Genomic DNA, 25,449 nt, shown 5'->3' on the forward strand with positions numbered 1-25,449 from the left:
ATCTGCCAGCAACCCATCGGTTATGGACGACGCCGCGGTGACGGCGCGCATGCGATACAGGAGACTGAGCATTCGGAAAATGAAAATTCTAGTAACCGTGCGATCGTCCTTCTATAGGAATATTCTCAATTTGAAGCGCGGGTTGATCCCGCGCGGTGTCATACCGTGGCCAGCATGGCCTTCATGTCCGCGATCAGCGCCGCCAGGTTTTCCTGGGCCGAGGCGCTCAGCCCATCGTTGCGCAACTGGTTCTCCACGCGCTCGGACTGGCTCTGCAATTCGGTGAGCTCGACCGCCGCCAGGCCGCCGCGCATGCGGTGCAGCACGGCGCGCATGTCGCGCGCGTTGGCTTCGCGTACCGATTTTTCCAGAGTGGCCAGGTCCTGGGTCATGGTTTCCAGGAAGATGTTCCGGTACTTGGACGGGATGGCGGGAGCCTTGCCCGCCGCGCCCGCCGGGGCCGGTCCGGAGGCCCGCGGCGCGGCCGCGGACCCGTCCTGCGCGTCGGCGAGGGGGCGCAGGCGGCGCCACAGCGAACGCAGGTCGATGGGCTTGACCAGCCAGCTATTCATGCCGGCCGCCATGCAGCGCGTTTCCTCTTCTTTCATGGCGTTGGCCGTCACGCCGATGATGGGCACCGTCACGCCCCGCGAGCGCAGCGTGCCGGCGAGGTCGTAGCCGTTCATGCGGGGCATGTTCACGTCGGTCAGCACCAGGTCGAAGGGTTCGATGCTCCACATCGCGAGCGCCTCGGCGCCGTCCGGCGCGATCACGACCCGGCAGCCCAGTTGTTCGAGCTGGTCGCGGATCGTAACCTGGTTGATCGGGTTGTCCTCGGCCACCAGCACGCGCAGGTTGAGGGGCGTATAGGCCGCCGGACCGGCGTCCTGGGGAATCTCGGCCGCGCCGGACATCAGGCGCTCGATGGCCTGGCCGATGCTCAGCATGGAATGCCGGTCGACTTGCGGGCGATGCCTGTCCAGCGTATCGGCGCCGCCCGCCACGATGAGCAGGCCGGCCCATTCCGCGGGTTTGGCGTTGCCGGACAGCAGAACGTCGACCAGCACGCCGTCCAGTCCGCTGTCGGGGTAGGAGTCCGGCGGCACCACCGTCGCGCGGGCGCCCCAGTGGGCCAGCCATTGGCAGATGTTCTCGCTCAGTTCCTTGCGCGGACTGCGCACGTGGATGTTCAGGTCCTGCAACTGGGGCGGATTGCAGGCGGGCGCATCCGCTTTTTCAAGTTCGATGTCCACCGAAAAGCTGCTGCCCAGGCCGGGTTCGCTGGTGACGTGGATGGTGCTTCCCATGAGTTCAGCCAGCTTGGCGCAGATGGACAGGCCGATGCCGGCCCCCCGGATGGTGTGCGAGCCGCTGTCGATCTGGTAGAACGGTTCGAACAGGCGGACTTGTTCGGCGGGACCGATGCCCACGCCGCTGTCGACCACCTGCAGACTGAGCCGCGCCTTGCCGCCGGGAAGATCCTCGGCCCGCAGCCGGGCGATGACGTGGCCCGATTCCGTGAACTTGATGGCGTTGCTCAGGAGGTTGCTGAGGATCTGCCGTATCCGGCCGCCGTCGCCCTTTACGCATGCCGGCACGGCGGTGTCGACGCAGCTATAGATGATCAGGCCCTTTTGCTCGGCCATGCCGGCATAGGAGGCGACCGTCGCCTGGAAGAGTTCGCGCGGGTCGAATGTATCGACTTCCAGGGCAAGCTGACCGGATTCGATCTTGGTGATGTCCAGGATGTCGCTGATCAGTTGCTGGAGGATCACGGAGGAGGTCTGTATGCGGTCGACGTGGCGCCGCTGGTCTTCGCTCAGCGGCGTCATCGCCAGCACTTCCAGCGTGCCCAGCACGCCGTAGAGCGGAGTCCGGATCTCGTGGCTCATCGTGGCCAGGAAGGTGGACTTCGCTTCGCTGGCCTTGTCGGCCTGCTCTTTGGCCAGGGCCAGGGTGCGCTCCATTTCGGCGCGCGCGCTGATGTCGGCAAAGGCGCACAGCACCACGTCCTGCTTCTTGTAGCGGGTGGGCGCGAAGGTCACGAATAGCGGCCGGCCGTCATATGCCAGGAAGGTCTCGATGGTGCCGGGCGCGCCGGATCCCAGGGCCCGGCGCAGCAACTGGTTGGCGTCGGGGGAGTTGTGCAGTTCCCCGCCGGGCTCGATGCCCAGCCATTGCGAGGCCAGCGCGTTGCTGAACACCACTTTGCCGTCGGGACGCGACAGCACGCAGAGCGCGACGGGCGCGGTGCCCAGGACCGTGCGGTTGAATTCCTCGTTTTCGACGATGTCGCGATGCGCGGCCTCCGCCGGCTGGATCACGCGCCGGTTGTACCAGCGCAGATAGGCCGCGCCCAGGCCCAGCCCCAGGATCAGCAGCAGCAGGACGCCGACCGGCAGCCACATGTTGGCCTGGAAGAGGCTGCTGTACTTCAGCTTGTAATAGCCGGTCCAGGTTCCGCTCTTGTCGTTGATCTTGAGGACCAGCCCGTCGGCGGCGTAGTGGAAGCCGGCCTCTTTGTCGGGCCCCGGCGGCGGATCCTCGCCCACCAGCACGCCGTTGCCCTGCCGGGCCAGCCAGAACTGGTCGTACAGCGGCACGTTCAGGACCTTCTCGGAAATGCTGATCCGGTCCCTGCTGAGCAGCGTCGCGGCATAGACGTTGCGCCGGACGTCCGGCGCCTCGTTGCGCAGGCCCAGGGGCAGGCTGGTGGGCAGCATGCCGATCATGGCGTCGGGCAATCCCGGGTCGCGTATCCATTCGACCTTGTCCGGCGCGCCGAGCTGCGATTCCTGGGGGTCCGCGCCGCCCGACTTGTCCATGATCGCCTCGACCACGGTCATGAACGCCCGGCGCGTCAGCGGCTCGTATCCCGAGTCCGTGGCCACGGCGGGAACGCTGAGGCTGACTTCCCGGCTGGGGGAAACGACGAACACCGGCGCGGCGGGGTAATACGAAGCGGCCCAGTGGCTGGAGTAGAAATCGGACAGGTAGGGGCCGATGCCGGCAAACACGCCGTTTTCGACGGGGCAGGCATCCGGCCGCTGACAGAGCAGCGAGAACGGCATGGACGCGAGCGCGTGCTGGCCCTCGAAGAAACGCCACGCGGGGGGATCGAAACCCGCCACCTCGCTGACGTGGGTGGAGGACACCAGGTTATGGGAGTCGGGCCGCCAGGCCTGCGTGTGCAGGGCATGGAGCATCCGCTCTTGCGCGTTGACGTAGCCGACGAGAATCGAGAAGTCGATCTGGAACTTGTCTTCTTCTTGCTGCAGGATGCGCTGGCCGCCCCAGTAAAGGGCGCCGGCCAGCACCATCACGAGCGGCAGGATGCCGAACAGCGCGGTATTCAGGCGGCGCGAAGCGCGTGTCACGTTTCTCAGCGGCGTATCCAGTTTCATAGACGATGTGGGCCGATCTCGCGCTAGGGTCCAGGGCCTATCGACACTAAAAGCAGTTTCGCACAGGCCCTAGTGAGGGGGGGTACAAGGAGCAGGAAAAAGCGTGGGTTCGTTGGCCAGCAATCGGCTGAAGGCGGAGACGTCGACGGCCGCGGAAATCAGGTATCCCTGCGCATAATCGCAGCCGATCTGGCGCACGAATTGCAGGTCCTGCATGGTTTCCACGCCTTCGGCGGTCACTTGCAGGCCCAATTGCCTGCCCAACTGCACCGAGGATACCAGCGCTGCCGCCCTGACTTCATCTTTTGCCGCGCCGCAAACGAATGCCTGGTCGATTTTCAATTCCGTGAACGGGGTGGAGATAAGGCTGTACATCGTACTGTAGCCCTTGCCGAAATCGTCTTGCGACAGCCCGAAGCCCTTGAGCCGCAGGCGGCTGGTGCCCATATAGTATTGCCCGGCGGCGACGGTCATGTCATCTTCGAGCAATTCGAAGGTCACGTCCTCGGCCGGCAATCCGGAATTCGTGACCATGTAGTAAAGCTCGTCCGGCAATTGCGGCCTGTCGAGCAGGGACGTGGGTAGATTGACGGAGATGGGAATGCGGTGCCCCTGGCCGCGCCAGATGCGGTAGGCCTTGAGCCCGTCTTCCAGCATGCGGATCAACAGTTCGTGGTCCAGGCCGTATTCCCGCAGGGTTTTCAGGAACGACGAAGGCATCATCAGCCCCAGTTCCCGGTGCTGCCAGCGCACCAGCGCCTCGGCGCCGACGATATTCCCCGACGACAGCGATTTCTTGGGCTGGAACCACGCGCGGATGCTGCCGTCCCGCAGCGCGTTCTGCAGGCTTTTCCTGTCGAGCAGGCTGCTTGCGTAGCCTGTGTCGGGGCCGGCCGACGGCGTGTCGGAGGGATGCTTGCGCAGCAGGCCCGCCGCGAGGCTGCCGACCTCTTCGCGGGAAATGGGCTTGACGAAGGCGCCCAGCACGGCAAGGCCTCTTTCCTTCGCCATCAGGCTGATGCTGTTGGCCATCCGGCGGGAGCAGCCGGTCACGATGGCGAGCAGGGGATTCAAGTCCTGGCGGGCAAGCTCGTGGATGAACTGGGCGCCGTCCATGACGGGCATGTTCACGTCCATGACCACGAGGTTGTAGCCTTCGTCCCGGATGCCGCGCAGCGCGTCGCCCGCGCTTTGCAGCGTATCGACGCGGCCGAACCCGGCTTCTTCCAGCATGTCCTTCAGGTGGGCGCACTGAAAGGCATGATCGTCCAGAACGAGCACTTTGTAGGCAGACAGCATATTCAGTTCAGATCCTCTGCAAGGTCGTGCAATGTTTGCGCCAGGACCAGGATGGGCAGGGGCTTCAGGAGCACCTGGTCCATGCCCGCGTCCAGGCCCAGGCGGGTGGCCTCGGGCGCGGCGCTGGCGGTCAGGCCCAGGATGGCTCCGGTGTAGCCCAGCTTGCGCAGCGAGCGCGCGAGTTCGTAGCCGCCCATCAATGGCATGTTGAGGTCCGTGATGACGACGTCGTGGTCCAGGGCGTCCCAGTGGCGCAGGGCCTCGGCGCCGTTGGAGAGCATCGTCGCCGTGCAGCCCAGGTGTTCCAGTTGTTCGCGCAGGATGATCTGGCTGATGACGTTGTCTTCGACCACCATCACGCGCAGCCCCAGCGATATCCGCTGCGCGTGGGCCTGGCCCAGCGCGGGCCGTTCGATGCCGTCCTGCGCCATGCGGACGGCCCGGCCGATGCTGGCGGGATTGAAGGTGCTGGTGATGCCGGCCTTGGCCACGGCGGACACCAGGGAGTCGCGGCTGGATCCCGGGGCCAGGACGCGGACCCTGCCGTGCTTCCAGCGGGGCTCCTGCGCGGAGGGAGGCCAGGCCTGCACCAGCACCGCATCCTCGCATTCGGGCGTATCCGCGTGCCCGCGGTAGGGCATGGCCACGGCGCCCCACGCGTTCAGCCATCCGCACAGGTTCGTGACGACTTCGGGAACGGCCCCGTCGACGTACACGGGACGCCGCTTGAGCGGGGCGGGCGCCGCCGGCGTGGGCACGTCGAGCGTGAGGGCGAAGGCGATGCTGGTGCCCAGGCCTTCTTCGCTGACGACGGAAAGGGTGCCTCCCATGAGGTCGGACAGACGCCGGCAGATGGCCAGGCCCAGCCCCGTGCCGGAGATGTCGCGTTCGAGGCCGGCGTGGGCGCGGAAGTAGGGTTCGAAGAGCTGCGCCTGGGAATCCGCGGGAATGCCGACGCCGGTGTCCGCGACCTGGAACCGGAGCGAGACGCGGCCGGGGCCTGGAGCCTCGGCGGCGGCGCGGACCACCACGCGGCCGGCCTCGGTGAACTTCACCGCGTTGCTCACCAGGTTGTTCAGGACCTGGAGGATACGGGTGGCGTCCCCCAGGACGGCGGCGGGCACGTCGATGTCGGTGATGGCGTAGATGAGCAGCCCCTTGCCTTGCGCGCGCGCCGCGTAGTTCGCCACCACGCGTTCCAGGAGATCGGACGGGGAGAATTCCGCGACGTCCAGTTCCTGGCGCCCGGCTTCGATGCGCGACAGGTCCAGGGTGTCGTTGATGGTGCGCAGCAGGGTCGAGGAGGATTGCTGGATGGTGTTGAGGTATTGTTGCTGCTGCCCGCTAAGGCCCGTCAGCGCCAGGAGTTCCAGCGTGCCGAGGATGCCGTAGAGCGGGGTGCGGATTTCATGGCTGATCGTGGCGAAGAACATCGTTTTCGCTTCGCTGGCCTTGTCGGCCGCCAGCTTGGCGTTCCTGAGCGTGCGCTCGATTTCCTTCTGGCCGGTGATGTCGCTGATGCCGCAGAGCACGACGTCCTCGGACCGGTAGGTCATGGCGGCGAACGCCAGGTAGACGCTGCGGCCGTCCGTCAGGGCGTATTCGCGGCCGCCCGTCGCGGCGGTGGCGTGGCGGATGTCGCCGCGCCAGCCGTCGTGTTCGTCGAGCAGGCGCCGGGCGGCTTCGTTCGACATGATCAGTTCGCCGTCGGCGCGCCGGACCAGGCTGAGCCCCACCGGCGCGACCTCGATGATCTTGTCGTTGAGCGCGACGCTGTCGGTCAGCGCCTCGTATTGGCGCAGCGCGGGTTCGACGAGTTTTCTCTTGATGTGCCGCACGGCAAGCAGCACCACGGCCACGAGGAGCAGGCAGACCGCGCCCGCGGTCCAGAACGCGGCCGCGCCATGGCGCAGCACGTCGTGCATCGGCACGTAGTAGGCGAGCTTCCAGCCGGCTTCGCCGACGGACTTGACCAGCACCAGGTTCTCGGGGAACCAGTTGCCGCCCTGGAATCCGAACGAGTCCTGCCCCAGGCGGGACGCCACCGGATCGATCATCGCGGGCAGGGGACCGCCGTGCAGGGCCACGCGGCTGTTGCTGTCGTAGAGCGCATAGCTGCCGCCGTCGCTGGCGCATTCCGCCGCGATGACCGCGGCGATGCCGTCGACTTCGAGGCCGATCCAGGTGCGGTCGTGGCTCGAGGCATCGAGCGGGGTGTAGAGGAAGAAGCGGTCGACTTCGTCCATGGGCGGACGCAGCCAGACGATGGGCGCGCGGCCGTCCAGGCCGGGGCTGGGGTCGCGCAGGGCGAGGGTTTCGGACAACCATTGCCCGGTGCGCGCGGAGATGGGCGCCGCGCGCCGCCGGGTTTCCAGGGGAAGCCGCCGCGAGGCGGGTTCCTGGGCCGGCGCGTACACGATGCGCGCGTTGGCGGCGGCCACGTCGGCGCGGTCGCGGGGCGTCAGGACGAGCGCCCATTCGTAGGTATTGTTTTCCTTCAGCAGCGGAGTGAGGCTGATCTGCCCGGTTTCGCCGAAGGTTTTCGGGGTGCGCGCGGGCGACATGCCGTCGGTGTTGCGCACCGAGGATCCGGCGACCGACCTGAGCAGCCCTTCGCGCTGGTCGAAGAAGACCTGCGCGTTGTAGGCAGCGGCGTTCATGCGCCGGCGGTATTTGGAGACTTCGCCGCTGAACGACCAGTACAGCCAGAGCGCCGTTCCCACCAGGATGCTCGCGAGCAGCGCCACGGCAAACAGATGCAGCAGAAGCATGGGCACGCCGGGGGCGGCGGGGCTCAGCTTCCGGGGAAGGCGGGGGGCGACGATCATGCAACGATGATAGAAGTCGCGCCATCCTCCAAGAACAAGACAATTCTTAAAAGTCGGGAGGGATGGAGGCTACTGGAACAGCCCGCTCTCCATGCAGAAAGCAACCAGTTCCTGGTCGGTCTGCACATTCAGTTTGCGCATGGCGGAAGCCTTCTGGCCGCTGATCGTTTTGACGCTGCGCTTCAGGTTTTCGGCGATCAGCGTGACCGTTTCTCCGCGGACGAAATGCCGAAGCACTTCGAATTCTTTCGGCGACAGGCTGTTGATGCATTCGCCGATGGGCCTGCGCTGGATGCTGGTCGTGGAGTCGCGCAGGAAGCCGGGAGGATAGTACTTTCTTCCGATGCGCAGCATGGAAAGCGCGGTGAGGATTTCGGCCAGGTTGTCGCGCTTGAGAACCACGGCGGCGACGCCGGCATCGTAGAGCGCCGATATGATCATCGGGTTCGATACCATGGTCAGCACGACGATGTGCAGGCCGGGGTGCCGCCGCACCAGGTACTTGATCAGGCGCATGCCGTCGCCGTAGGCATCGTCGCCCGGCATGGAGTAGTCCGTGATCACCACATTGGAGAGGTTGTTCTCCAGATGCGAAATGAGGTCCGTCGAGCTGGAAACGGCTCCCGTGACCTGGAGGTTGGGAACCGTTTCCAGGAGGTCGCGTATGCCCACCAAAACGAGTGGATGGTCGTCCGCGAGGACAATTCGAAGTTTATCCATTGAGGGAGCAGAAAGACGGCGTGCGAGCGGGCGCCCGGTACGCCGTAAATTCTGCATCAAGACGTGGACTTAAGCTAGGCGTCAAGACAACCCGGGCGAACGCCGGGGCCTCGACGTCAAAGGGCCGCCTTGCGGGCGGCCCTTCGGCTTTCAATCGTCCAGCGCGGGCACGGTCCCGATCTGCGCAAGAATGCGCGGCGATTCCATGTCGCCGGTTTCCTTGTCGATCAGGACTTCATAGGCGGCAACGCCCGCGAACTTGGAGGCCATGGAGTTCGCGATCCGGATGGCTCCGAATTCGCTGCTGGCCGGGCGGATTTCACCGGGCGCCACGCCATTGCCGGCGGTGCGGTAGGGAACGACGATGTACTGGACGAGATGGGCAGCTTCTGACACAGGATTCTCCTGGACGACAGTTTTTCGGGCGAGCGAAATGTATCACGAAGAACTGTGTTTTTGTACAGTATTTTTCAAGCAGCGTCGCCGGATTTCTGTCCGGGGCGCCCGTTCCTGCGGAAAACCCCTAGTGCCCGCGCATTGCCCTATCGGCCCTATCTCCCTAATATTTTCGAAAATCCTTTTGGTTTTATAAAAATAGAGGCAAGGGATGGAAGCGAACCGCTACGACGCCTACCGTGAAAACGTCGCCGGACGGGCCAATGTGGCCGACTCGCCCGAGCGGGTGGCGTATTACGAAGCGCTGGCGCGGCTGGAGACGGGCGCGCTGTGGACAGTGGCGAACAAGATAGAGCCCTGGGCGCCGCGGTCCGCGTCGGTGCCGGTGGTGTGGCGCTATCGCGACCTGCGCGGCCATGTGCTGCGTTCCGCCGAACTGGTGTCGCCGGAAGAAGCCGGCCGGCGGGTGATCTACCTGAACAATCCCGGCCGCCGCGACGTGGCGGCGGCGGTCGGCTGGCTGTATTCCGGCCTGCAGGTGATGCAGCCCGGCGAACTGGCGTCGGCGCACGCGCATTCGCATTCCGCGCTGCGGTTCATCATGGAAGGCCGGGGCGCGTACACGGTGGTGGACGGCCACAAGATGACCTTGGGCGCGAACGATTTCGTGCTGACGCCCAACGGCACCTGGCACGAGCACGGCGTGGCCGAGGACGGCACCACCTGCATCTGGCAGGACGGCCTGGACATCCCGCTGGTCAATGCGCTGGAGGCGGGCTTCTACGCCGTGCACCCCGACCTGAACCAGGCGGTGACGCACCCGGTCGACGACACCAGCGGCGCCTGGGGCGGCGTGGCCCTGCGGCCGCAGGTGTCCGGCTGGACCAAGCCCTATTCGCCCCTGTTCAAGTACGAATGGGAACCCACCTACGAGGCGCTGCGCCGCTATGCGCGCACGGCCGCCGGCAGCCCCTACGACGGCATCCTGCTGGAATACGTGAACCCGGCGACCGGCGGCTCCGTCATGCCCACCATCGGCGCCAGCATGCAGATGCTGCGGCCGGGCGAACACACCAAGGCGCACCGCCATACCGGCAGCTTCATCTACCAGGTGGCCAAGGGCAGCGGCTTTTCGGTCATCGACGGCAAGCGCTACGACTGGACCGAGCGCGATATCTTCTGCGTGCCTTCCTGGGCCATCCATGAACACGCCAACCTGTCGTCCAACGACGACGCCTGCCTTTTCTGTTTCAACGACCTGCCCGTCATGCGGTCGCTGGCGCTGTACCGCGAGGAAGCGCTGGCGGAGAACGGCGGCAGGCAGAAACTCTAGATTCGATCTCCCGCCCGGCGTCGCCGGGCCCGACGCAACCCTTCCTGGATTCCTGGAGTATCTATGCGCTTGGTAACGTTTCGCGCCCATCCCGCCGCCGCCGCCCGGCTGGGCGCGCTGGCCGACGGCTATGTAGTGGACCTGGCCCTGCTGGGGCAGAAGGGGGGCGTGGACCTGCCCGCCGACATGCTGGACTTCATCGACCTGGGCCCGGTCGCCGTGGAGCAGGCCACGCGCCTGATGGAAACGTACCGCGGCGCATGGCCGGTGGGCACCGCGCTTCCGCAGGACAACGTCAAGCTGCTGGCGCCCATTCCGCGCCCGCGCAAGAACATCTTCGGCATCGGCCTGAACTACGTGGAGCACGTGGCGGAGTCCAGCCGCACGCTGGACACCTCGGCCGACCTGCCCAAGCAGCCGGTCATTTTCTCCAAGCCGCCCACCGCCGTCATCGGCCCGGGCGACGCCATCGAGCACAACGCGAAGATCACGCAGCAACTGGACTGGGAAGTGGAGCTGGCCGTCGTCATGGGCCGCCGCGCCTCGCGCGTGGCCGAGGCCGATGCGCTGTCCTACGTGTTCGGCTACAGCGTCATGCTGGACATGAGCGCGCGGGATTGCCGCCGCGCGGGCCAATGGATCTATTCCAAGGGGCAGGACACCTACGCGCCGTTCGGGCCCTGCATCGTGACGGCCGACGAGATTCCGGATCCGCAGGTGCTGGACCTGTGGCTGACGGTGAACGGTGAAAAAAAGCAGGGCTCGAACACGCGCCACATGCTGTTCAAGGTGCCGTTCCTGATCTCCGACATCAGCGCCGGCATCACGCTGGAACCCGGCGACATCATCGCCACCGGCACGCCGGAAGGCGTGGGCGCGGGCCGCAAGCCGCAGGAATGGCTGTGGCCGGGCGACGTGGTGGTGGCGTGCGTGGAAGGCATCGGCACGCTGCGCCATCCGGTGGTGGCGGTGTAATCGTTGCGGGCGGGAGCATAGGTTGAAGCCGCGAATCAAGAGCCCCATCGAGGACGAGCCCGGCGCCGACGGGACCGCCGGCGTCGAGGAAATCACGCTGTCGGAGCAGGTCTATCGCCGGCTCCGGCGCGACATCATGGGCGGCGCGTTCGCGCCGGGCCAGTCCCTGCGGCTGGAATTGCTGAAGCAGCGCTACGGCAGCAGTTTTTCGCCGATCCGCGAGGCCTTGAACCGGCTGCGCAGCGAACGCATGGTGGTGGCGACGACGTCGCGCGGGTTCCGCGTCGCGCCGCTGTCCGCCGAGGAACTGTGGGACGCGTGCGAAACCCGCATCCTGATCGATTGCGACGCCTTGCGGCGTTCGCTTGCCCATGCCGGCGACGCCTGGGAGGCGCGGCTGGTGGGGGCCTACCATGCCTTGACGCTGGCCGCGCGGCGCGCGGCCGAATCCGCCGGTCCGGATCCGGACCGGGAGGATGCATTGGAGGCCCGGCACTGGGAATTCCACCATGCGCTGATCGGCGCCTGCCGATCTCCCTGGCTGCTGGACCTGTCGGCGCAGCTTTATGCGCAGACCGAGCGCTACCGACGCCCGGCGCTTGCGGGCGTCACGGCCTACGGCCCGCAGCGCAACGTCGACCAGGAGCACCGCCTGTTGCTGGAGGCCGCGCTTTCCCGCGACGCGGACCGGGCGGCCGCCACGCTGGCCGCGCATTACCGCAAGACCGCGCAATTCATCGAACAGGTCCTCGAGCAGGCCGGCAGGCAGGCCGCCAGCGCCTGATGGCGTAAGCTTGGCGTCCATGGCCGACCTGAAACTTCTCGAAGACCTGATAGCCCTGGCGCGGACGGGCAGTTTCGTGCGCGCGGCCGAGTCGCGCCACGTGACGCATCCCGCCTTCGGGCGGCGCATCCGCGCGCTGGAGGCCTGGGCCGGCACGCCCCTGGTCGAGCGGCAGCGCCAGCCGGTGGTCCTGACCGCCGAGGGCGAGGCCCTGCTGAAGACGGCGGTCCAGGTGGTGGAGCAGATGGGGCAGGTGCGCCACCGCATCCGCAGTTCGGGCGCGGGCGGCGAGGCGGTGCTGCGCATCGCCACCGGCCGCAGCCTGGCCCGCACGCTGGTGGCCGACTGGATCGCGCGCTTGCGGCTGCGCGCGCCCAAGGTGCTGGCCGAGGGCACCCAGGTCGAGTTGTCCACGGGCAGGACGCAGGACATGGCGGCGCGGCTGGAGCAGGGCAAGGTGGACCTGCTGTGCTGCTACGAACATCCCGCGCTGTCGGTGCAGTTGAGCCCCGGCCGGTACCGCTACATGACCCTGGGCACCGACAAGCTGGTGCCCGTGAGCCAGGCGGATTCGCGCGGCCGCGCCCGCCATGTCCTTCAGGAAGGCGGGCAGTCCGCGCCGCTGATCACCTACGCGGGCGGCCTGGCGATGGAGCGCATCGTGGGCGACCGCCTGGAAACCACGCCCTATTCCCTGGCGCCGTTCCTGCGCAGCGATTCGCTGGACGCCGCGCACGGCGCGGTCGCCAAGGGGCTGGGGGTGGCCTGGCTGCCCTGGTCCATGGTGGCGGCGGACTGCCGCCGGGGCGCGCTGGCGGCCCTGGGCGGGCGCAGCGACGAAATCGCCTTCGAGGTGCGCCTGTACCGTCCGCGCGCCCGCCTGGCGGGCCTGGCCGAAGCGGTCTGGGAAGCCACGGCGAACCGCAAGGCCTGAGGCGCCCGGCCATGGGCCCGAGCCAGATCGGCACTCGAATGTGTCCATTCGGCACGGGGCTCTCCCGCCGGTGAGCCGAGAATAGCTCCCGACACTTCAAACGAGACGGCGCCGCCGTCCAAGCCAGTACCCCAGGGAGAAAGCCATGAAATCCGTACCGCATCCGCTGCGCGGCGCGCTTGCCGCGCTCTGCGCCACCGCCGCCCTTGCCGTCTCGCCGTCGGCGCACGCCGATTACCCCGACCGCGCCATTTCGCTGGTGGTGGGCTATCCGGCGGGCGGCAGCGTGGACCTGACCGCGCGCCTGTTCGGCGAAGAACTGGCCAAGCGCCTGGGCCAGAGCGTGGTGGTCGAGAACGTGGGCGGCGCCGGCGGCACGATCGGCGCGCAGCGCGTGGCGCGCGCCGCGCCGGACGGCTACACGCTGCTCTTGGGCTCCACCAACGAAATGGTGATCGCCCGCATGATCAACAGCGCGGTCAAGTACGACAGCGTGAAGGACTTTTCGGCGCTGGGCGTGATCGCCTCGCAGCCCATGCTGCTGGCCGCCAGCAAGAATTCCGGCGTGAAGACCGCGGCCGAATACCTGCAAAAGCTGCGCGGCGCCGCGCCCGGCAGCTTCAACTACGGATCGTCGGGCGTGGGCACCACCCTGCACCTGGCGGGCGAGATGATCAACCAGTCCACCAGCACGCGCGCCGAGCATGTGCCCTACCGCGGCGTGGCGCCGCTGGTGACCGACCTGATGAGCGGCCAGCTCGATTACGGCATGCTGGTGCTGTCCTCGGGCCTGCCCCAGGTCCGCGGCGACAAGATCGTGGCGCTGGGCGTGACCGAGAAGAAGCGTTCGCCGGTGGCGCCGGACCTGCCCGCCCTGGCCGAGACGCCGGGATTCGAATCGGTCGACATCAGCGTCTGGTTCGCGCTGTACGGCCCGGCGGGCCTGCCCGAACCGGTGGCGGCCAAGCTGCGCGCCGCGCTGGCGGAAACGCTGAAGTCGGAACAGTTCCGCGCCAAGATGCAGGAAGCCGGCGGCCAGTTGGCGCAGCCCGGCCTGGATCCGGTGGCCTACCAGGCCGACGAAACCAGGAAGTACGGCGAGCTGGTCAAGGCCGCCAGGATCGAAGCCCAATAAGCGCGGCAAGGCGCAAGGCACAGCACATCAGCGGACGACGTTTCATGGAATTCAAGCTTCCCGTTCCCGACCTCGGCGCCGAGCGCGCCGGCAATACCGGCACCCCGGGCGTATGGCATTTCGATTCGGGGGCGCCGGGACGGGCGCTCATGGTGTCCGCGCTGGTGCACGGCAACGAGCTGTGCGGCGCCTGGGCGCTGAAGGACCTGCTGGCGGCGGGCCTGCGGCCGCGCCGCGGCAGCCTGACGCTGGCCTTCTGCAACCTGGAGGCCTTCGACCGCTTCGCGCCGGCCAGCCACGATGCCTCGCGCTTCGTGCAGGAAGACATGAACCGCGTCTGGAGCGCCGAGCGCCTGGACGATGGGATCACCGCCGACCGCCGGCGCGCGGCGGCCCTGCGTCCCTGGGTGGAGCGCGCGGACTGGCTGCTGGACCTGCATTCCATGCACGAGCCGGGCGAACCGCTGTTGCTGACCGGGGTGCTGCCGCGCAACATCGCGCTGGCGCGGCGCCTGAAGGCGCCCCGGCACGTGATCGTGGACGCGGGCCACAAGGACGGCGTGCGCATGCGCGACTTCGCCCAGTTCGGCGACCCCGCGCGCGAAGACGCCCGCGCCTTGCTGATCGAATGCGGCTTCCATGGCGATCCGGCCTCGCGCGGCGTGGCCCGCGACATGGTGGCGCGCATGCTGATCGAATCCGGCGTGGCCGACGCGGCAGACCTGCCGTCCGGCTGGCTGCAGGCCGATCCGGCCGGGCAGCGCGTGCTGGAAGTGACGGACGCCGTGGTCGCGCCGTCCATGGACCTGCGGTTCTCCGAACCCTGGACGGGCCTGGAGACGCTGGAAAAAGCCGGGTCGATTCTGGGCTGGGCGGACGGCCAGCCCATCGTGACGCCCTATGACCGCTGCACCCTGGTCATGCCGTCGCTGCGGCAGCTCAAGCCGGGCGTCACCGTCGTGAGGCTGGCGCGCGATTACGTGGGGTGAAACGCTACCGTTGTGGTGTGTAGCGCAGTTCGTCCAACTGGTAGCCCTGCGCCTTCGCGGCCGCGAGCGCCTTGTCGAGTTCTTCCTTCGGCAATTGCGGCGAGCGGGACAGGATCCACAGGTATTTCCGGTCGGGCGTGCCGACGACCGCCCAGCGGTAGTCCGGGTCCAGGCCGATCACCCAGTAGTCGCCCTTGAACGGCTTGAAGAACGAGACTTCGAGCTTGGCGTTGTTGCTGCCGTCCACGACCTTGGCGGTGCCCGAGGCGGAATCGATATCGCCGTCCTTGGTGCGGCAGCGATTGTTGACGCCGACGGTGCCGTCGGGGTGCAGGGTGTATTCGGCGGTCGTGTCTCCCACGCAGTCGCGCTGGTAGAACATGGGGAAATTCGCGATTTCGTACCACATGCCGGCGTAGCGTTTCAGGTCCACCGTTTCGACGGTCCGCATGGGCGGCGCGGCATGGACGATCCCCGCCACGCTGGCGGCCAAGGCCAGCAGGAATGTTGCGGTGCGGCGCATGGGGAAAACCTCCTGATGTGACAGAGCGGCCCGCGGCGCCCGGAGCCGGCGCGGACCAAAACCCTAACGATACGCCTTATTCGACGCGGCTTATTTGAGCGGCGCCTTCAGCGCCGCGTGATAGCGCGCGACGTAGGTGGCGAAATCTTCGGTATCCGATTGCTCCAGGCGCAGTTGCTCCGCCACGGACTGCGCGGCGGCCTGTTCGTAGGCCGAGGCCAGGTCCGCCGGCAGGGCCTGCGCGCGCAGGGCGTCCGCGTGCTTGCGGCTGAGGTCCAGCGAATAGTCGTGGAAGGACAGGCCGCTGTCGGTCAGCGAGGCCAGCAGGCGCGCCGACGGCGTGGAGTCCGGATGGTCGAGCTTGGCGCGCTGCGCCGCCAGCGCCTCGGCATAGGCGCTGCCGCCCAGGGCGGAGTCGAACAGCGCGGCGTAGGGCGCGATCTGGTCCAGCAGTTCGTGGCCCCATTGCGCCAGGCCGATGGCCTGGCCTTCGCGGTCCAGCACCAGGCCGGGCTTGCGGCCTTCCTTCACGACGGTCGAGAAGTTGTCGGCGCTGCGCTGGCAATAGCCGTTGGCGGGGAAGAAGGGGCTGTCGGACGCGGTGCAGAACAGCAGGAAGGCGTCGACGAAGCGGCTGGTGGCGGCGTCGATGCCGACGGGCGAATTCGGGTCGATATCCAGGCAGCGGACTTCCACGTACTGCACGCCGCGTTCGGCCAGCGCCGTGACGGGCCGCTCACATCGGCCGGTGGCGCGCTTGGGGCGGATGCTGGAGTAGTACTCGTTTTCGATCTGCAGCACGTTGGTGTTGAGCTGGATCCATTCGCCGTCGCGGTGGGTGCCGATCTTCTGGTAATCGGGCCAGGGCTGCGTCACGGCGTCGTACAGGCGTCCCAGGAAGGTGTCCAGGTCGTTGTAGCAGAGCTTGAGCGACGACTGCGCCTTGTTCTGGTAGCCCAGGTCGCTCATGCGCAGGCTGGTGGCGTAGGGCAGGTACAGCGTGCTGTCGCCCAGTTTCTGCAGCGGATGTTCGTGTCCGCGCAGGAAGCCGCTGGACAGCGCCGGCGCCGCGCCGAACAGGTACATCAGCAGCCAGGAATAGCGGGTGAAGTTGCGGATCAGGCCGATGTAGCCGCGCGAGCGGCGGTCCTGGACGGTGCCGGGCTTGACGTCCAGCACGGACCAGAGGTCTTCGGCCAGCGAGAAGTTGTAGTGCACGCCCGCGATGCATTGCATCGTCTTGCCGTAGCGCACGGCCAGGCCGCGGCGGTACACGTGCTTGAGCATGCCCGTATTGGACGTGCCGTACCAGGCGATGGGGATGTCGGCCTCGGGCGGCAGCGTGGCGGGCATGGACTGGTTCCAGATCAGTTCATGGTCCAGCACGCTATAGACGTGGCGGTGGGTGTTCGTCAGTTCTGCCAGCAGCGCGTCGACGTCCGTATGCGTGCCCGTGATGAGTTCGAGCAGGGATTCGGAATAATCGGTGGTGACGTGCTCGTTGGCCAGCGCCGAGCCCAGGCCGGCGGGGTGCGGCGTGCGGGCCAGCAGGCCTTGCTCGTCCACGCGCAGGCCTTCTTTTTCGATGCCCCGCAGAGTCTGGGTCAGCAGCGAGCGGTTGGCCTCTAGGCGGGACAGTCGGTTGGCGGCGGTATCGGTCACGGATTCTTCTCGTTTGGGTCTGTGGCCGGATTTTACGGGGTGCCAGCCTCCTGTGCCGAGGGAGTCAATACTGGGGACAGGGACAATGCCTGCGCCGTGCGCGCCAGCCACTCGTCCAGGTCGGCGTAGACGGGATCGGCGATCGGGGCGGTTTCGTTGAAAATCTCGTGCCAGGCGGTGTCGTACCAGCGCAGCGTCAGCAGTTCGGCCGGCGCCCGCTGGGCGAATTGGCGGCTGCCTTCGGCGGCGACGATGGAGTCGTCCCCGGCCACCATCAGCAGGGTGCGGCAGGGCAGCAGCGGGGCTTCGCGCAGGGCTTCCCGGCCGGCCTCGTCCACGAAACGGGCCAGCCGGCCCGTCATGCGGCGGCGCACGAGGGGGTCGGCGCGATAGGCCTGCACCACGGCCCGGTCGTGGGAGATGCGGGCGGGGGCCAGCCCGTGGGGCACCCGCAGGTCGGGCGCGTGCAGGGACATCCAGGTCAGCGTGCGGCGGACCCACAGCGGGACGTTGACGACGAAGGGCGGGGAACTCAGCACCAGCGCGTCGATCCCGGCCAGGCCGCGCAGGGCGATCCGCACGGCGACCAGGGCGCCCAGGCTGTGGGCCAGCACGATGGGCGGGCGCCCCTGGGCCTGGGCCCAGGCCTGGAGGCGCTCGACGGCGTCGACCGTCAGGTCGTCCTGGCGCTTCAGGGTGGCGGGCCGCCCGCCCGAATGGCCGTGGCCCCGGTGGTCGTGGGCGCCGACGGTCCAGCCGCGCGCGGCCAGCCAGCGCGCCAGCCGGTCATAGCGCCCCGCATGCTCGCTCAGCCCGTGCAATAGGTAGATACTGGGCACGCCCGGCCCGTCGATGGGCGGGGGCACATTGGGGGCGGCCGGCCAGACATAATTGGCCAAGGGCGTGCCGTCGGGCGCGGGGGTCATGGAAATCGGCGACAATTTCTGGCTTCCTCGAAATGAATAGACCATCGGTCCTCGGGTAATGACGATTTCATCGCTGTTTCGTTTCATGTTCAAGAAAGCCGGCGCAATCGCGGGGCTGGCCCTGCTGGTGGCCGCGTGCTCGCCCGCTTACAACTGGCGCGAAGTGGACGTGGCCGACGGCCACGTACGCGCGGCCTTTCCGGACCGGGTCATGACGGACACCCGCGACCTGAAGCTGGATACCCATACCCTGCGTTTTACCCTGGCCACGGCCAACGTGGGCGAGGCGGTATTCGCCGTGGGGTCGGCCCCGCTGCCGCCGGACATCGCGGCGGATCCGGTGGCCAGGCGCGCGTTGGGCATGGCGCTGATGCGTTCGCTCTATACCAATATGCAGGCCATGCCGCCCATGGAATGGCCGCCCTACGGGGAGGTGATCGAGGTGCACGGCAAGGCCATGGGCAAGCCGGGATGGCTGCAGGCCAAGGTGTGGGTGACCGACACCATGCTGATCGAAGCGGTGGCGGCGGGCACCCAGGAAAGCCTGCCGGCCGAACGGGCGCGCGAGTTCCTGCGTTCGGTCGTCATCAAGCCGTGAGGGGCTTGAGCAGGCCGCGCCGCAGGGCTTCGACCGCCGCGGCGCGCCGGCCCCGCACGCCGAGCCTGGCGCAGGCGTTGCGCAAGTGGAAATTCACCGTGCTTTCGCTCACGCCCAGGATGCGGGCGGTTTCCCAACTGGTCTTGCCCAGCGCGGCCCATCGCAGGCAGGCGGCCTGGCGCGCCGACAGGGGCTCGTGGTGGGGCGTGGCGGACATGGCGGCTGGGGCGGGAGGCTTTTCAGTTGACGAGTCGCCTCATGCTGCGGTCCGGGCCGGCCGCCCGGCAAGCAACGATGCCCAGGCGCATCAGTCTTCTTATCTTTGACGGAATAGTCGTATGCCTGCCATCGCGCAGTTCTATTTTTCGGCCATCGTGCTGATGCTGCCCCTGCTTTCCTGCGTGGGCATCGGGGTGTTCTGGGCCAAGCGCGACCTTCCGTTCGGCGGTTCCTTCATCACCACGCTGGTCACGTCGGTGACCACGCCCGCGCTGGTGTTCCACACCTTCGTCACCACTCACCTGGACGACCGCGCGCTGGCCGACGTGGCCGTCGCGACCCTGCTGGCGCTGGCGCTGTGCGCGCTGGTGTGCGCGCTTTTGCTGCGGGCGTGGAAGCTGCCCGTGCGCACGCTGCTGCCCACGGCCTTCCTGCCCAACGCCGGCAACCTGGGCCTGCCGATTTCACAGATGGCGTTCGGCGACGCGGGCCTGTCGGTGGCGGTGGCCTTCTTCGCGGTGAATTCCTTCGTCATGCACACCATCGCCGTGCGGCTGCTGCCGGGGGTGAATACCAAGGGCAGTTGGAAAAGCCCGATCCTGCTGGCGTCGGGGGTGGCGGTGGGGCTGCGCATGCTGCACGCGCCGGTGCCCGATTGGGTCGTCGAGACGTCCCGCATGCTGGGCGCGGTGACCGTGCCGCTCATGCTGCTGAGCCTGGGCCATGCGCTGGCGCTGATCCCGTCCAGCGGCCTGCGCGCCGGCGCCAAGGTCGCCGTCATCCGGCTGGCGGTGGGGTTGGCGGCGGGCCTGGCGGTGGTGTGGATGCTGGACCTGGAACCGGTGCTGGCCGGCGCACTGAGCCTGCAGATGGCCATGCCCTGCGCGGTGGTCAGCTATATGTACGTGAAGCGCTACACGCCCCTGGGCGACACCGCGGCCGGCGCGGTGCTGGTGTCCACGGTGGCGTTCCTGCTGCTGGCGCCGGTGATGCTGTGGGTTTTCCGGACGGCTTGACGGGCTGGGCGCGGCGGACATCCGGTGCCCCGCGCCGCACTTCCCGCATTCAGCCCGCGCCGGCCATTTCCCGAAGCTGGGCCATCAGTGCGTCGGGCACATCCACCCCGTGCTTGAGGGCCTCGTCGCGCAGTTTGCGGCGGCGGTCGCCGGGCAGGCGCACGCCTTCGTCTTCCAGCATGGCTTCGACCAGCGTTTCGACGCGGTCCAGATAGGCGCCGTTGCCGGCCAGGGCGCCCGGGTCGATGGCTAGGAAGGCCTGGCCCAGGCGCGCCGGGCCGCCGTCGTCCACGAAGAACGACTCCGTTTCGAAACCGAAGTGGGCGCCGGTCAGCGCGCACGCCAGCAGTTCGACGATGAGCGCCAGCATCGCGCCCTTGACGCCGCCCGCGGGCAGCATGCTGCCCGCCAGGCCGGCCTTGGGATCGGTGGTGGGCTGGCCTTCGGCGTCCAGCGCCCAGCCCAGCGGAATGGGCTGGTTGTCGCGGGCGGCGATCATCAGCTTGCCGCGCGCGACCTGCGACAGCGACAGGTCGATCAGGAGGCGCGCCCCGCCGCGGCGCGGGAACACCGCGGCGATGGGATTGGTGCCGAACAGGGGGCGCTTGCCGCCCCAGGCGGGCATGGCGGCCGGGGAGTTGCTCAGCGCCAGCGCCACCAGGCCGGCGTCCGCCAGGGCTTCGAGGTGATACGCGGCCGCGCCGAAATGGTGGCTGTTGGCGACGCCGACGAAGGCCACGCCGTGTTCGCGGGCCCGCGACGCGGCCTGTTCCACGGCCAGCGCGCAGGCGGGAAACGCCAGGCCCGAGCCGGCGTCGATCAGCGCCGCGCCGCCGCGTTCGTGCACGATGCGCGGCACGGCCGAGCCGATGGCGCGGCCGGCGCGCAGGTGGCCGGCGTAGAACGGCACGCGCGACAGCCCATGGGAGCCGAGCCCCTGGCTTTCGGCGTAGACCAGCGCCCGCGCGGTGCTGTCCGCCATCGCGGGGTTGGCGCCCGCGGCCGCCAGTCCGGCCGCCGCGAGGTGTTGGAGTTCGTCCAGATAGATGTGAGCCATATCCTTCCTGTCAGGGGGCGGAGGCCGCCGCAGCCGCGGCGCCGCCGGTAAGGGCTATTGTCACACCGGCCGCCACCATGTCGGAAACGCGGGTGTTGGCTTCCTGCGTCAACCCGGCGATATGCGGCGTGAGGATCAGGTTGGGCGCGCCGGCCAGGGGGCTGCCGGCGGGCAGGGGCTCCTGGTCGAACACGTCCAGCGCCGCGCCCCGCAGGCGGCCGGCCCGCAGCGCTTCGGCCAGCGCCGCTTCGTCGACGATGCCGCCGCGCGACGTATTGACCAGCACGGCGCCCGGCCGCAGGCGCGCGATGCGGCCGGCGTCCAGCAGGTTCCGGGTGCCAGCAGTGAGCGGCAGGTGCAGCGTGACGGCGTCCGCCTGCGCCAGCAACGCGTCCAGCGGCAGGGCGGCGACGCCGGATTCCGCCCACGCGGGGTGGTCCGGCGGCAGCGCCGCGTCGCAGCCGACGACGCGCATGTCCAGCCCATGCGCCAGGCGCGCGACCAGGCGGCCGATTCCACCGAAGCCCACGATGCCCAGCGTCCGGCCCTGCGCTTCCAGGCCCTGCGAGAGCGCGGGGCGCGGCCATTGCCCCGCCGCGACCGCCTCCGACGAAAAGTAGGCGCCGCGCAATAGCGCAAGCGTTGTGCCGATCACGTATTCGGCGACGGCGCGCGCATTGGCGCCGGTGGCCGGCACCACCGCGATGCCGCGCGCGGCGCAGCCCGCCTGGTCGATGTTGTCCAGCCCCACGCCCAGGCGGCCCACGGCCCGCAGCCGAGGCGCCGCTTCGAGCAGGGCGGCGTCAACCTGGCTGCGGTTGCGCACGATCAGGCCGTCGGCGTCGCCCACGGCCTGGAGCAGCGCGTCGCGCTGTTCCACCAGGTCCGGCGCGTACCGCACATCGAACCGCTGGCGCAGCGCTTCGATGGCGGGCGTATCCATGAACTCCGAAATGACAATATGCATTGGCTTTTCCCGACTCAGGCGACCTGGATGTTGGCTTCACGGATGATTTTTGCCCAGCGCTCCACTTCCGACTTCAGGTATGCGCCGAATTCCTCCGGGCCGCGCGGTTGCGGTATGAAGCCCAGTTGCAGCAGGGCCTGCTTCATGGCCGGCTGCGAGATCTGGGCGACGATGGCACCGCCGATGCGCTTGACCAGTTCGGGCGGCGTGGCCGCCGGCGCCAGCACGCCGGTGAAGTTCTCCACGATCAGGTCGGGCAGGCCCGCCTCTTTTACCGTGGGCACGTCGGGCAGGTCCGCGCTGCGTTCGTGGGTGGTGATGGCGAGCGCGCGCAGCGAGCCGTTCTTCACGTGGGACAGCGATTCTGGATAGTTGGAGAACACCACGTCCAGATGGCCGCCGATCAGGTCCGTGAGGGACGGCGCGCCGCCCTTGTATGGAATGTGCATCATGGGCAGGCCGGTAAGCTTCTGATAAAGCGCCAGGGTCAGATGCGGGGGCGTGCCGTTGCCGCTGGAGCCCGCCGACAGCGATTTCGCGCGGGCTGCCTTCGCCAGATCGGCCATGCTCTTGATGTCGCTCTTGGCGTTCACCACCACCATGATGGGGGACGAGGCCAGCCCCGCCAGGGGTGTCAGGTCGCGGGTCAGGTCATAGCCGGCTTTGCCAGCGAAGAGCGTGACGTTGGCCGCGTGCGTGAGCGTGATCGCCAGCCAGGAGTAGCCGTCGGGCGCGGCATGGGCGACGTGCGCGGCGCCGATGTTGGCGCTGCCGCCGGGCTTGTTTTCCACCACCACGTTCCAGCGTTCGGCGTCGCTCAGCGCCTTGCCGACCTGGCGCGCCGCCACGTCGGTGAGCCCGCCGGGCGGGAAGGGGACCACATAGTTGATCGGCCGCTCCGGCCAGGCGCTTTTCTGCGCCAGCGCGCGCTCCCACGGCGCCAGGGCGCAGAAGCCGGCGGCGCCGAGCGCGCCGAGCAGGCGCCGGCGTTGCGCGGCGTCGGGGGTGAGGTCGTGTTCGCTACTCATCTGTCTTCCTCCTTGGGTGGCGCCCGGGTAGGAATGCAACCGCCTGTGCTGCCGCGGCGGAATCGCCCGGGTCTGCTGGTGTTGTTGCGATGGTGCTGCGGGACTTGCGGGATGATGCGGGTGAGGACATGACGGCGCGTCCGCAATCTTTCTTGCGGACGCGCCCTTTTATGCCTGTCTTGCGGTCAGGCGCTTTCGAAGATCCGGGTCAGGACGAACTCGCGGTGGCCCAGCGCCTCGGCGGCGGTCCAGCGGCCGTTGGCCGTGGCCAGCATGCATTCGAGCAGCTTGTCGCCGGCCTGGCCCAGGTCGATCTCGCGTTGCAGCAGGCCGCTGGTGTCCACGTCGATGTGCTCGGACATGGTGCGCACGGTGCGCGGATTGGCGCAGATCTTGATGACCGGCAGGATCGGGTTGCCGATCACGTTGCCCTGGCCGGTGGGGAAGAAGTGCACCGCATAGCCCGATGCCGCGCACAGGGTCACCATTTCGGCCGCCGCGGAGGACGAGTCCATGAACCACAGGCCCGGGCCGTCGGGGATCTCGGCCTTGTCGATCACGCCGTCCACGCGGCATTGCTTGCCGATCTTCTGGATGTTGCCCAGCGCCTTTTCCTCGATGGTCGTCAGTCCGCCGGCGATGTTGCCCTTGGTGGGCTGCGATTCGGACAGGTCGCTCGTTTTCCAGCGGTCGATCATGTCCTGGTAGCGGTTGAACATGAACATGAAGCGTTCGCGCACCGCGTCGTTGGCGCAGCGTTCGGCCACAATGTGCTCGCCGCCGGTCAGTTCGGAGGTTTCGCCGAACACCAGCGTGGACCCCAGCGCGTAGAGCTTGTCGAAGGCGTTGCCGACGGTGGGGTTGGCGCCACAGCCCGAGGTGGTGTCGGATTCCCCGCATTTGGTGGAGACCCAGAGGTCGGCGATGGGGCATTCGCTGCGCCCGAGCGCGGTGGCGTAGTGCACGAATTCCTTGGCGCAGCGCGAGGCGCGCATGATGGTGTCGTGGTCGCCGTGCAGTTCGATGCTGAATCCCATGACGGGCTTGCCGGTGGCGGCGATGCCGTCCACGACGCGCTTGGTCCAGCCTTCTTCGATGCCGATCACCACCACCGCGGCGACGTTGGGATTGCAGCCGGTGCCGATCAGGGTGCGGAAGTGCAGTTCCAGGTCCTCGCCGAATTGCAGGCGGCCGTAAGGATGGGGCAGGGCGAGGGTGCCCTTGATGTTGTTGGCCACGGCTTCGGCCGCGGCGTTGGAAATGTCGTCCACCGGCAGGACGATGACGTGGTTGCGGACGCCGACGCGGCCGTTGTCGCGGCGGTAGCCCTGGAATGTGGTCGAGGCGTTGATGACGGACATGGTGGTTTCCTGTGCGGGGGTGGGGGGCTTACCAGCGCTTGGTCTTGATGTTGTGCACGTGGGCGTGCTGGCCGGCCTGGATGGGCTGCACCACGCGGCCGATGTCGACGCCGTACTTGAAGACGGTGTCGCCGACGGCCATGTCCTTCATCGCCACCTTGTGGCCGATCGGGATGTCCTGCGACGCGCGCAGGTGGATGATCTTGTCCTCATCCATGATCCAGGCGTTCAGTTCCGTTCCGGCGGTGACGCCTTCCACCACGGCGACCGCCACCGTGTCCTTCGCATCGTGCAATACGGCGTGAATCATTTGTTTTCCTCTCTTGGGCTTGGGCGTCCGCCGGATGCGGCGGGCGCGGAACGCTACGTCCAGGAAATCTTATGGCCACGCATCCGCCATGTCAACTAAATCATATATATGAATTATATGACTTGAGCTGGCTCCGTCCCCGCCGCTACACTGTGGGCTCCTGATTATTGCGATGTACCCATGAACACCAGCCTGTCATCGACTGTGCCGCTTGGCAGTCCCTTGTACGCGCAGGTCAAGCAGGCCGTGCTGGCCGCGCTGGCGCAAGGCGAGTGGAAGCAGGGCGAGGCGATCCCGCCCGAGAAACTCCTGGCGGAACGCTTCGGCGTGTCGATCGGCACCTTGCGCAAGGCGATCGACGAACTGGCCGCGGAGAACATCCTGGTGCGCCATCAGGGGCGCGGCACCTACGTGGCGGTGCATACGCGCAACCACCACTTCTTCAAGTTCTTCCGCATCGTGCGGCAGGACGGGAACAAGTCCTACCCCACGACCGAGCTGCTGCGCTTTCGCCGGCAGAAGGCGTCGGCCATCGCCCGCGAAAAGCTGGACCTGCCGGCGGGCGCGATGGTGTTCGAGTTTTCCAACGTACTGTCGCTCAATGGCGACGTGGTCATGATGGACGAACTCTGCCTGCCGGAGTCGTGCTTTCCGGGCATGACCGAAGCGCACCTGCGGGACCGCGCCAGCACGCTGTACGCGCTGTACCAGGACGTCTTCGGCGTGAACGTGATCGCGACCGACGAGCGCCTGCGGACCTGCCTGGCCGAGCGCGCGCAGGCGCGGGCGCTGGGCGTGGCCGAAGGCAGCCCCTTGCTGGAGATCCGCCGCGTGGCCTTTTCCTACAAGCGGCAGCCTGTCGAATGGCGGATTTCGCGCGTGAATACCGAGCGCTACGAATACCTGGGCCAGGAACCCTGGGAGGCCGGCGCGTGACCGGCGTGGGCGCCCGGGCGGCAGGGCGGGATGCCGCCCGCTACTGCGC

Annotated in this window: 23 protein-coding genes; 9 read left to right on the forward strand and 14 right to left on the reverse strand. The window is 67.9% G+C overall.

The window, feature by feature from the left end; translation table 11 throughout:
- Nucleotides 1-158: 158 nt before the first annotated feature.
- From AVE30378_RS13950 to AVE30378_RS13970, 5 genes are all read right to left on the reverse strand, one after another.
- Nucleotides 159-3,377, reverse strand: a complete 3,219-nt coding sequence (locus AVE30378_RS13950; RefSeq protein WP_244235040.1) for a hybrid sensor histidine kinase/response regulator — start codon at nt 3,375-3,377, stop codon at nt 159-161.
- Nucleotides 3,378-3,473: 96 nt separating this feature from the next.
- The gene (locus AVE30378_RS13955; protein ID WP_129241476.1) at nt 3,474-4,703 is read right to left on the reverse strand and encodes an EAL domain-containing response regulator; all 1,230 of its coding nucleotides are present in this window, start codon (nt 4,701-4,703) and stop codon (nt 3,474-3,476) included.
- A gap of 2 nt (nt 4,704-4,705) precedes the next feature.
- On the reverse strand, nt 4,706-7,474 hold the full coding sequence (locus tag AVE30378_RS13960; protein ID WP_129241477.1) for an ATP-binding protein: 2,769 nt from the start codon (nt 7,472-7,474) through the stop codon (nt 4,706-4,708).
- A 126-nt stretch (nt 7,475-7,600) separates the two neighbouring features.
- The gene (locus tag AVE30378_RS13965; protein ID WP_129241478.1) at nt 7,601-8,251 is read right to left on the reverse strand and encodes a response regulator; all 651 of its coding nucleotides are present in this window, start codon (nt 8,249-8,251) and stop codon (nt 7,601-7,603) included.
- A 150-nt stretch (nt 8,252-8,401) separates the two neighbouring features.
- Nucleotides 8,402-8,647 carry a hypothetical protein gene (locus AVE30378_RS13970; RefSeq protein ID WP_129241479.1) on the reverse strand — a complete coding sequence of 82 codons (246 nt, stop codon included), beginning with the start codon at nt 8,645-8,647 and terminating at the stop codon, nt 8,402-8,404.
- A 211-nt stretch (nt 8,648-8,858) separates the two neighbouring features.
- On the opposite strand from AVE30378_RS13970, the gene AVE30378_RS13975 reads away from it, so the two are divergent.
- The 6 genes from AVE30378_RS13975 (at nt 8,859) to AVE30378_RS14000 (ending at nt 14,797) form a co-directional block, all read left to right on the forward strand.
- Entirely contained in the window at nt 8,859-9,980 is a 1,122-nt protein-coding gene (locus AVE30378_RS13975) for a cupin domain-containing protein (protein ID WP_129241480.1), read from the forward strand.
- Between the two features lie 63 nt (nt 9,981-10,043).
- On the forward strand, nt 10,044-10,955 hold the full coding sequence (locus AVE30378_RS13980; RefSeq protein WP_129241481.1) for a fumarylacetoacetate hydrolase family protein: 912 nt from the start codon (nt 10,044-10,046) through the stop codon (nt 10,953-10,955).
- Nucleotides 10,956-10,977: 22 nt separating this feature from the next.
- Nucleotides 10,978-11,739 (forward strand): GntR family transcriptional regulator, encoded by a 762-nt coding sequence (locus AVE30378_RS13985; protein ID WP_129241482.1) that lies wholly within the window; start codon nt 10,978-10,980, stop codon nt 11,737-11,739.
- A gap of 19 nt (nt 11,740-11,758) precedes the next feature.
- Nucleotides 11,759-12,673 carry a LysR family transcriptional regulator gene (locus AVE30378_RS13990; RefSeq protein ID WP_129241483.1) on the forward strand — a complete coding sequence of 305 codons (915 nt, stop codon included), beginning with the start codon at nt 11,759-11,761 and terminating at the stop codon, nt 12,671-12,673.
- Nucleotides 12,674-12,818: 145 nt separating this feature from the next.
- Nucleotides 12,819-13,808: a Bug family tripartite tricarboxylate transporter substrate binding protein gene (locus AVE30378_RS13995; protein WP_129241484.1), complete on the forward strand. Its 990-nt coding sequence runs from the start codon at nt 12,819-12,821 to the stop codon at nt 13,806-13,808.
- A 44-nt stretch (nt 13,809-13,852) separates the two neighbouring features.
- Nucleotides 13,853-14,797 (forward strand): M14 family metallopeptidase, encoded by a 945-nt coding sequence (locus AVE30378_RS14000; RefSeq protein WP_129241485.1) that lies wholly within the window; start codon nt 13,853-13,855, stop codon nt 14,795-14,797.
- 4 nt (nt 14,798-14,801) lie between these two features.
- On the opposite strand, the gene AVE30378_RS14005 is transcribed toward AVE30378_RS14000, so the two are convergent.
- From AVE30378_RS14005 to AVE30378_RS14015, 3 genes are all read right to left on the reverse strand, one after another.
- Complete coding sequence (locus AVE30378_RS14005) at nt 14,802-15,320, reverse strand: lipocalin family protein (RefSeq protein ID WP_129241486.1); 519 nt, start codon at nt 15,318-15,320, stop codon at nt 14,802-14,804.
- A 90-nt stretch (nt 15,321-15,410) separates the two neighbouring features.
- Nucleotides 15,411-16,982, reverse strand: coding sequence for a glutamate--cysteine ligase (gene gshA, locus AVE30378_RS14010; RefSeq protein ID WP_129241487.1), 1,572 nt, complete (start codon nt 16,980-16,982; stop codon nt 15,411-15,413).
- Between the two features lie 32 nt (nt 16,983-17,014).
- A complete protein-coding gene (locus AVE30378_RS14015) occupies nt 17,015-17,908 on the reverse strand; it encodes an alpha/beta hydrolase (RefSeq protein ID WP_208742392.1) in 894 nt (297 codons plus the stop codon).
- A gap of 58 nt (nt 17,909-17,966) precedes the next feature.
- Here AVE30378_RS14015 and AVE30378_RS14020 point away from each other — a divergent pair, with 58 nt between their 5' ends.
- The gene (locus AVE30378_RS14020; RefSeq protein ID WP_129241489.1) at nt 17,967-18,506 is read left to right on the forward strand and encodes a hypothetical protein; all 540 of its coding nucleotides are present in this window, start codon (nt 17,967-17,969) and stop codon (nt 18,504-18,506) included.
- Here the strand turns inward: AVE30378_RS14020 and AVE30378_RS14025 are convergent.
- On the reverse strand, nt 18,496-18,723 hold the full coding sequence (locus AVE30378_RS14025; RefSeq protein WP_129241490.1) for a helix-turn-helix domain-containing protein: 228 nt from the start codon (nt 18,721-18,723) through the stop codon (nt 18,496-18,498). The genes AVE30378_RS14020 and AVE30378_RS14025 overlap by 11 nt on opposite strands.
- A 121-nt stretch (nt 18,724-18,844) precedes the next feature.
- On the opposite strand from AVE30378_RS14025, the gene AVE30378_RS14030 reads away from it, so the two are divergent.
- Nucleotides 18,845-19,741: an AEC family transporter gene (locus tag AVE30378_RS14030; protein WP_129241491.1), complete on the forward strand. Its 897-nt coding sequence runs from the start codon at nt 18,845-18,847 to the stop codon at nt 19,739-19,741.
- A gap of 49 nt (nt 19,742-19,790) precedes the next feature.
- Here AVE30378_RS14030 and AVE30378_RS14035 read toward each other — a convergent pair whose 3' ends face one another.
- The 5 genes from AVE30378_RS14035 to AVE30378_RS14055 all read right to left on the reverse strand — a co-directional run bounded on the left by AVE30378_RS14035 (nt 19,791) and on the right by AVE30378_RS14055 (nt 24,464).
- Nucleotides 19,791-20,798 carry an Ldh family oxidoreductase gene (locus AVE30378_RS14035; RefSeq protein ID WP_129241492.1) on the reverse strand — a complete coding sequence of 336 codons (1,008 nt, stop codon included), beginning with the start codon at nt 20,796-20,798 and terminating at the stop codon, nt 19,791-19,793.
- Between the two features lie 10 nt (nt 20,799-20,808).
- Nucleotides 20,809-21,765: a hydroxyacid dehydrogenase gene (locus tag AVE30378_RS14040; RefSeq protein WP_129241493.1), complete on the reverse strand. Its 957-nt coding sequence runs from the start codon at nt 21,763-21,765 to the stop codon at nt 20,809-20,811.
- 14 nt (nt 21,766-21,779) lie between these two features.
- Complete coding sequence (locus AVE30378_RS14045; protein ID WP_129241494.1) at nt 21,780-22,793, reverse strand: Bug family tripartite tricarboxylate transporter substrate binding protein; 1,014 nt, start codon at nt 22,791-22,793, stop codon at nt 21,780-21,782.
- A gap of 185 nt (nt 22,794-22,978) precedes the next feature.
- Nucleotides 22,979-24,154: a UxaA family hydrolase gene (locus AVE30378_RS14050; protein ID WP_129241495.1), complete on the reverse strand. Its 1,176-nt coding sequence runs from the start codon at nt 24,152-24,154 to the stop codon at nt 22,979-22,981.
- 28 nt (nt 24,155-24,182) lie between these two features.
- Nucleotides 24,183-24,464, reverse strand: coding sequence for a UxaA family hydrolase (locus AVE30378_RS14055; protein WP_129241496.1), 282 nt, complete (start codon nt 24,462-24,464; stop codon nt 24,183-24,185).
- Between the two features lie 180 nt (nt 24,465-24,644).
- Between AVE30378_RS14055 and AVE30378_RS14060 the strand changes: the two genes are divergently transcribed.
- Nucleotides 24,645-25,400 (forward strand): GntR family transcriptional regulator, encoded by a 756-nt coding sequence (locus AVE30378_RS14060; protein ID WP_129241497.1) that lies wholly within the window; start codon nt 24,645-24,647, stop codon nt 25,398-25,400.
- Nucleotides 25,401-25,449 lie beyond the last annotated feature (49 nt).

It is taken from the genome of Achromobacter veterisilvae (genome assembly GCF_900496975.1).
GTDB lineage: Bacteria > Pseudomonadota > Gammaproteobacteria > Burkholderiales > Burkholderiaceae_B > Achromobacter > Achromobacter veterisilvae.

Bases quoted from the DNA above. Each gene is read 5' to 3' on its own strand.
- AVE30378_RS13965 (WP_129241478.1), bottom strand. From the start codon at position 8,251: ATGGATAAACTTCGAATTGTCCTCGCGGACGACCATCCACTCGTTTTG.
- AVE30378_RS14055 (WP_129241496.1), bottom strand. From the start codon at position 24,464: ATGATTCACGCCGTATTGCACGATGCGAAGGACACGGTGGCGGTCGCC.
- AVE30378_RS14025 (WP_129241490.1), bottom strand. From the start codon at position 18,723: ATGTCCGCCACGCCCCACCACGAGCCCCTGTCGGCGCGCCAGGCCGCC.
- AVE30378_RS14060 (WP_129241497.1), top strand. From the start codon at position 24,645: ATGAACACCAGCCTGTCATCGACTGTGCCGCTTGGCAGTCCCTTGTAC.
- AVE30378_RS14045 (WP_129241494.1), bottom strand. From the start codon at position 22,793: ATGAGTAGCGAACACGACCTCACCCCCGACGCCGCGCAACGCCGGCGC.
- AVE30378_RS14000 (WP_129241485.1), top strand. From the start codon at position 13,853: ATGGAATTCAAGCTTCCCGTTCCCGACCTCGGCGCCGAGCGCGCCGGC.
- AVE30378_RS14035 (WP_129241492.1), bottom strand. From the start codon at position 20,798: ATGGCTCACATCTATCTGGACGAACTCCAACACCTCGCGGCGGCCGGA.
- AVE30378_RS13955 (WP_129241476.1), bottom strand. From the start codon at position 4,703: ATGCTGTCTGCCTACAAAGTGCTCGTTCTGGACGATCATGCCTTTCAG.
- AVE30378_RS13990 (WP_129241483.1), top strand. From the start codon at position 11,759: ATGGCCGACCTGAAACTTCTCGAAGACCTGATAGCCCTGGCGCGGACG.
- AVE30378_RS13995 (WP_129241484.1), top strand. From the start codon at position 12,819: ATGAAATCCGTACCGCATCCGCTGCGCGGCGCGCTTGCCGCGCTCTGC.
- AVE30378_RS14050 (WP_129241495.1), bottom strand. From the start codon at position 24,154: ATGTCCGTCATCAACGCCTCGACCACATTCCAGGGCTACCGCCGCGAC.
- AVE30378_RS13960 (WP_129241477.1), bottom strand. From the start codon at position 7,474: ATGCTTCTGCTGCATCTGTTTGCCGTGGCGCTGCTCGCGAGCATCCTG.
- AVE30378_RS14020 (WP_129241489.1), top strand. From the start codon at position 17,967: ATGACGATTTCATCGCTGTTTCGTTTCATGTTCAAGAAAGCCGGCGCA.
- AVE30378_RS13980 (WP_129241481.1), top strand. From the start codon at position 10,044: ATGCGCTTGGTAACGTTTCGCGCCCATCCCGCCGCCGCCGCCCGGCTG.
- AVE30378_RS13975 (WP_129241480.1), top strand. From the start codon at position 8,859: ATGGAAGCGAACCGCTACGACGCCTACCGTGAAAACGTCGCCGGACGG.
- AVE30378_RS14030 (WP_129241491.1), top strand. From the start codon at position 18,845: ATGCCTGCCATCGCGCAGTTCTATTTTTCGGCCATCGTGCTGATGCTG.
- AVE30378_RS14040 (WP_129241493.1), bottom strand. From the start codon at position 21,765: ATGCATATTGTCATTTCGGAGTTCATGGATACGCCCGCCATCGAAGCG.
- AVE30378_RS14015 (WP_208742392.1), bottom strand. From the start codon at position 17,908: ATGACCCCCGCGCCCGACGGCACGCCCTTGGCCAATTATGTCTGGCCG.
- AVE30378_RS14005 (WP_129241486.1), bottom strand. From the start codon at position 15,320: ATGCGCCGCACCGCAACATTCCTGCTGGCCTTGGCCGCCAGCGTGGCG.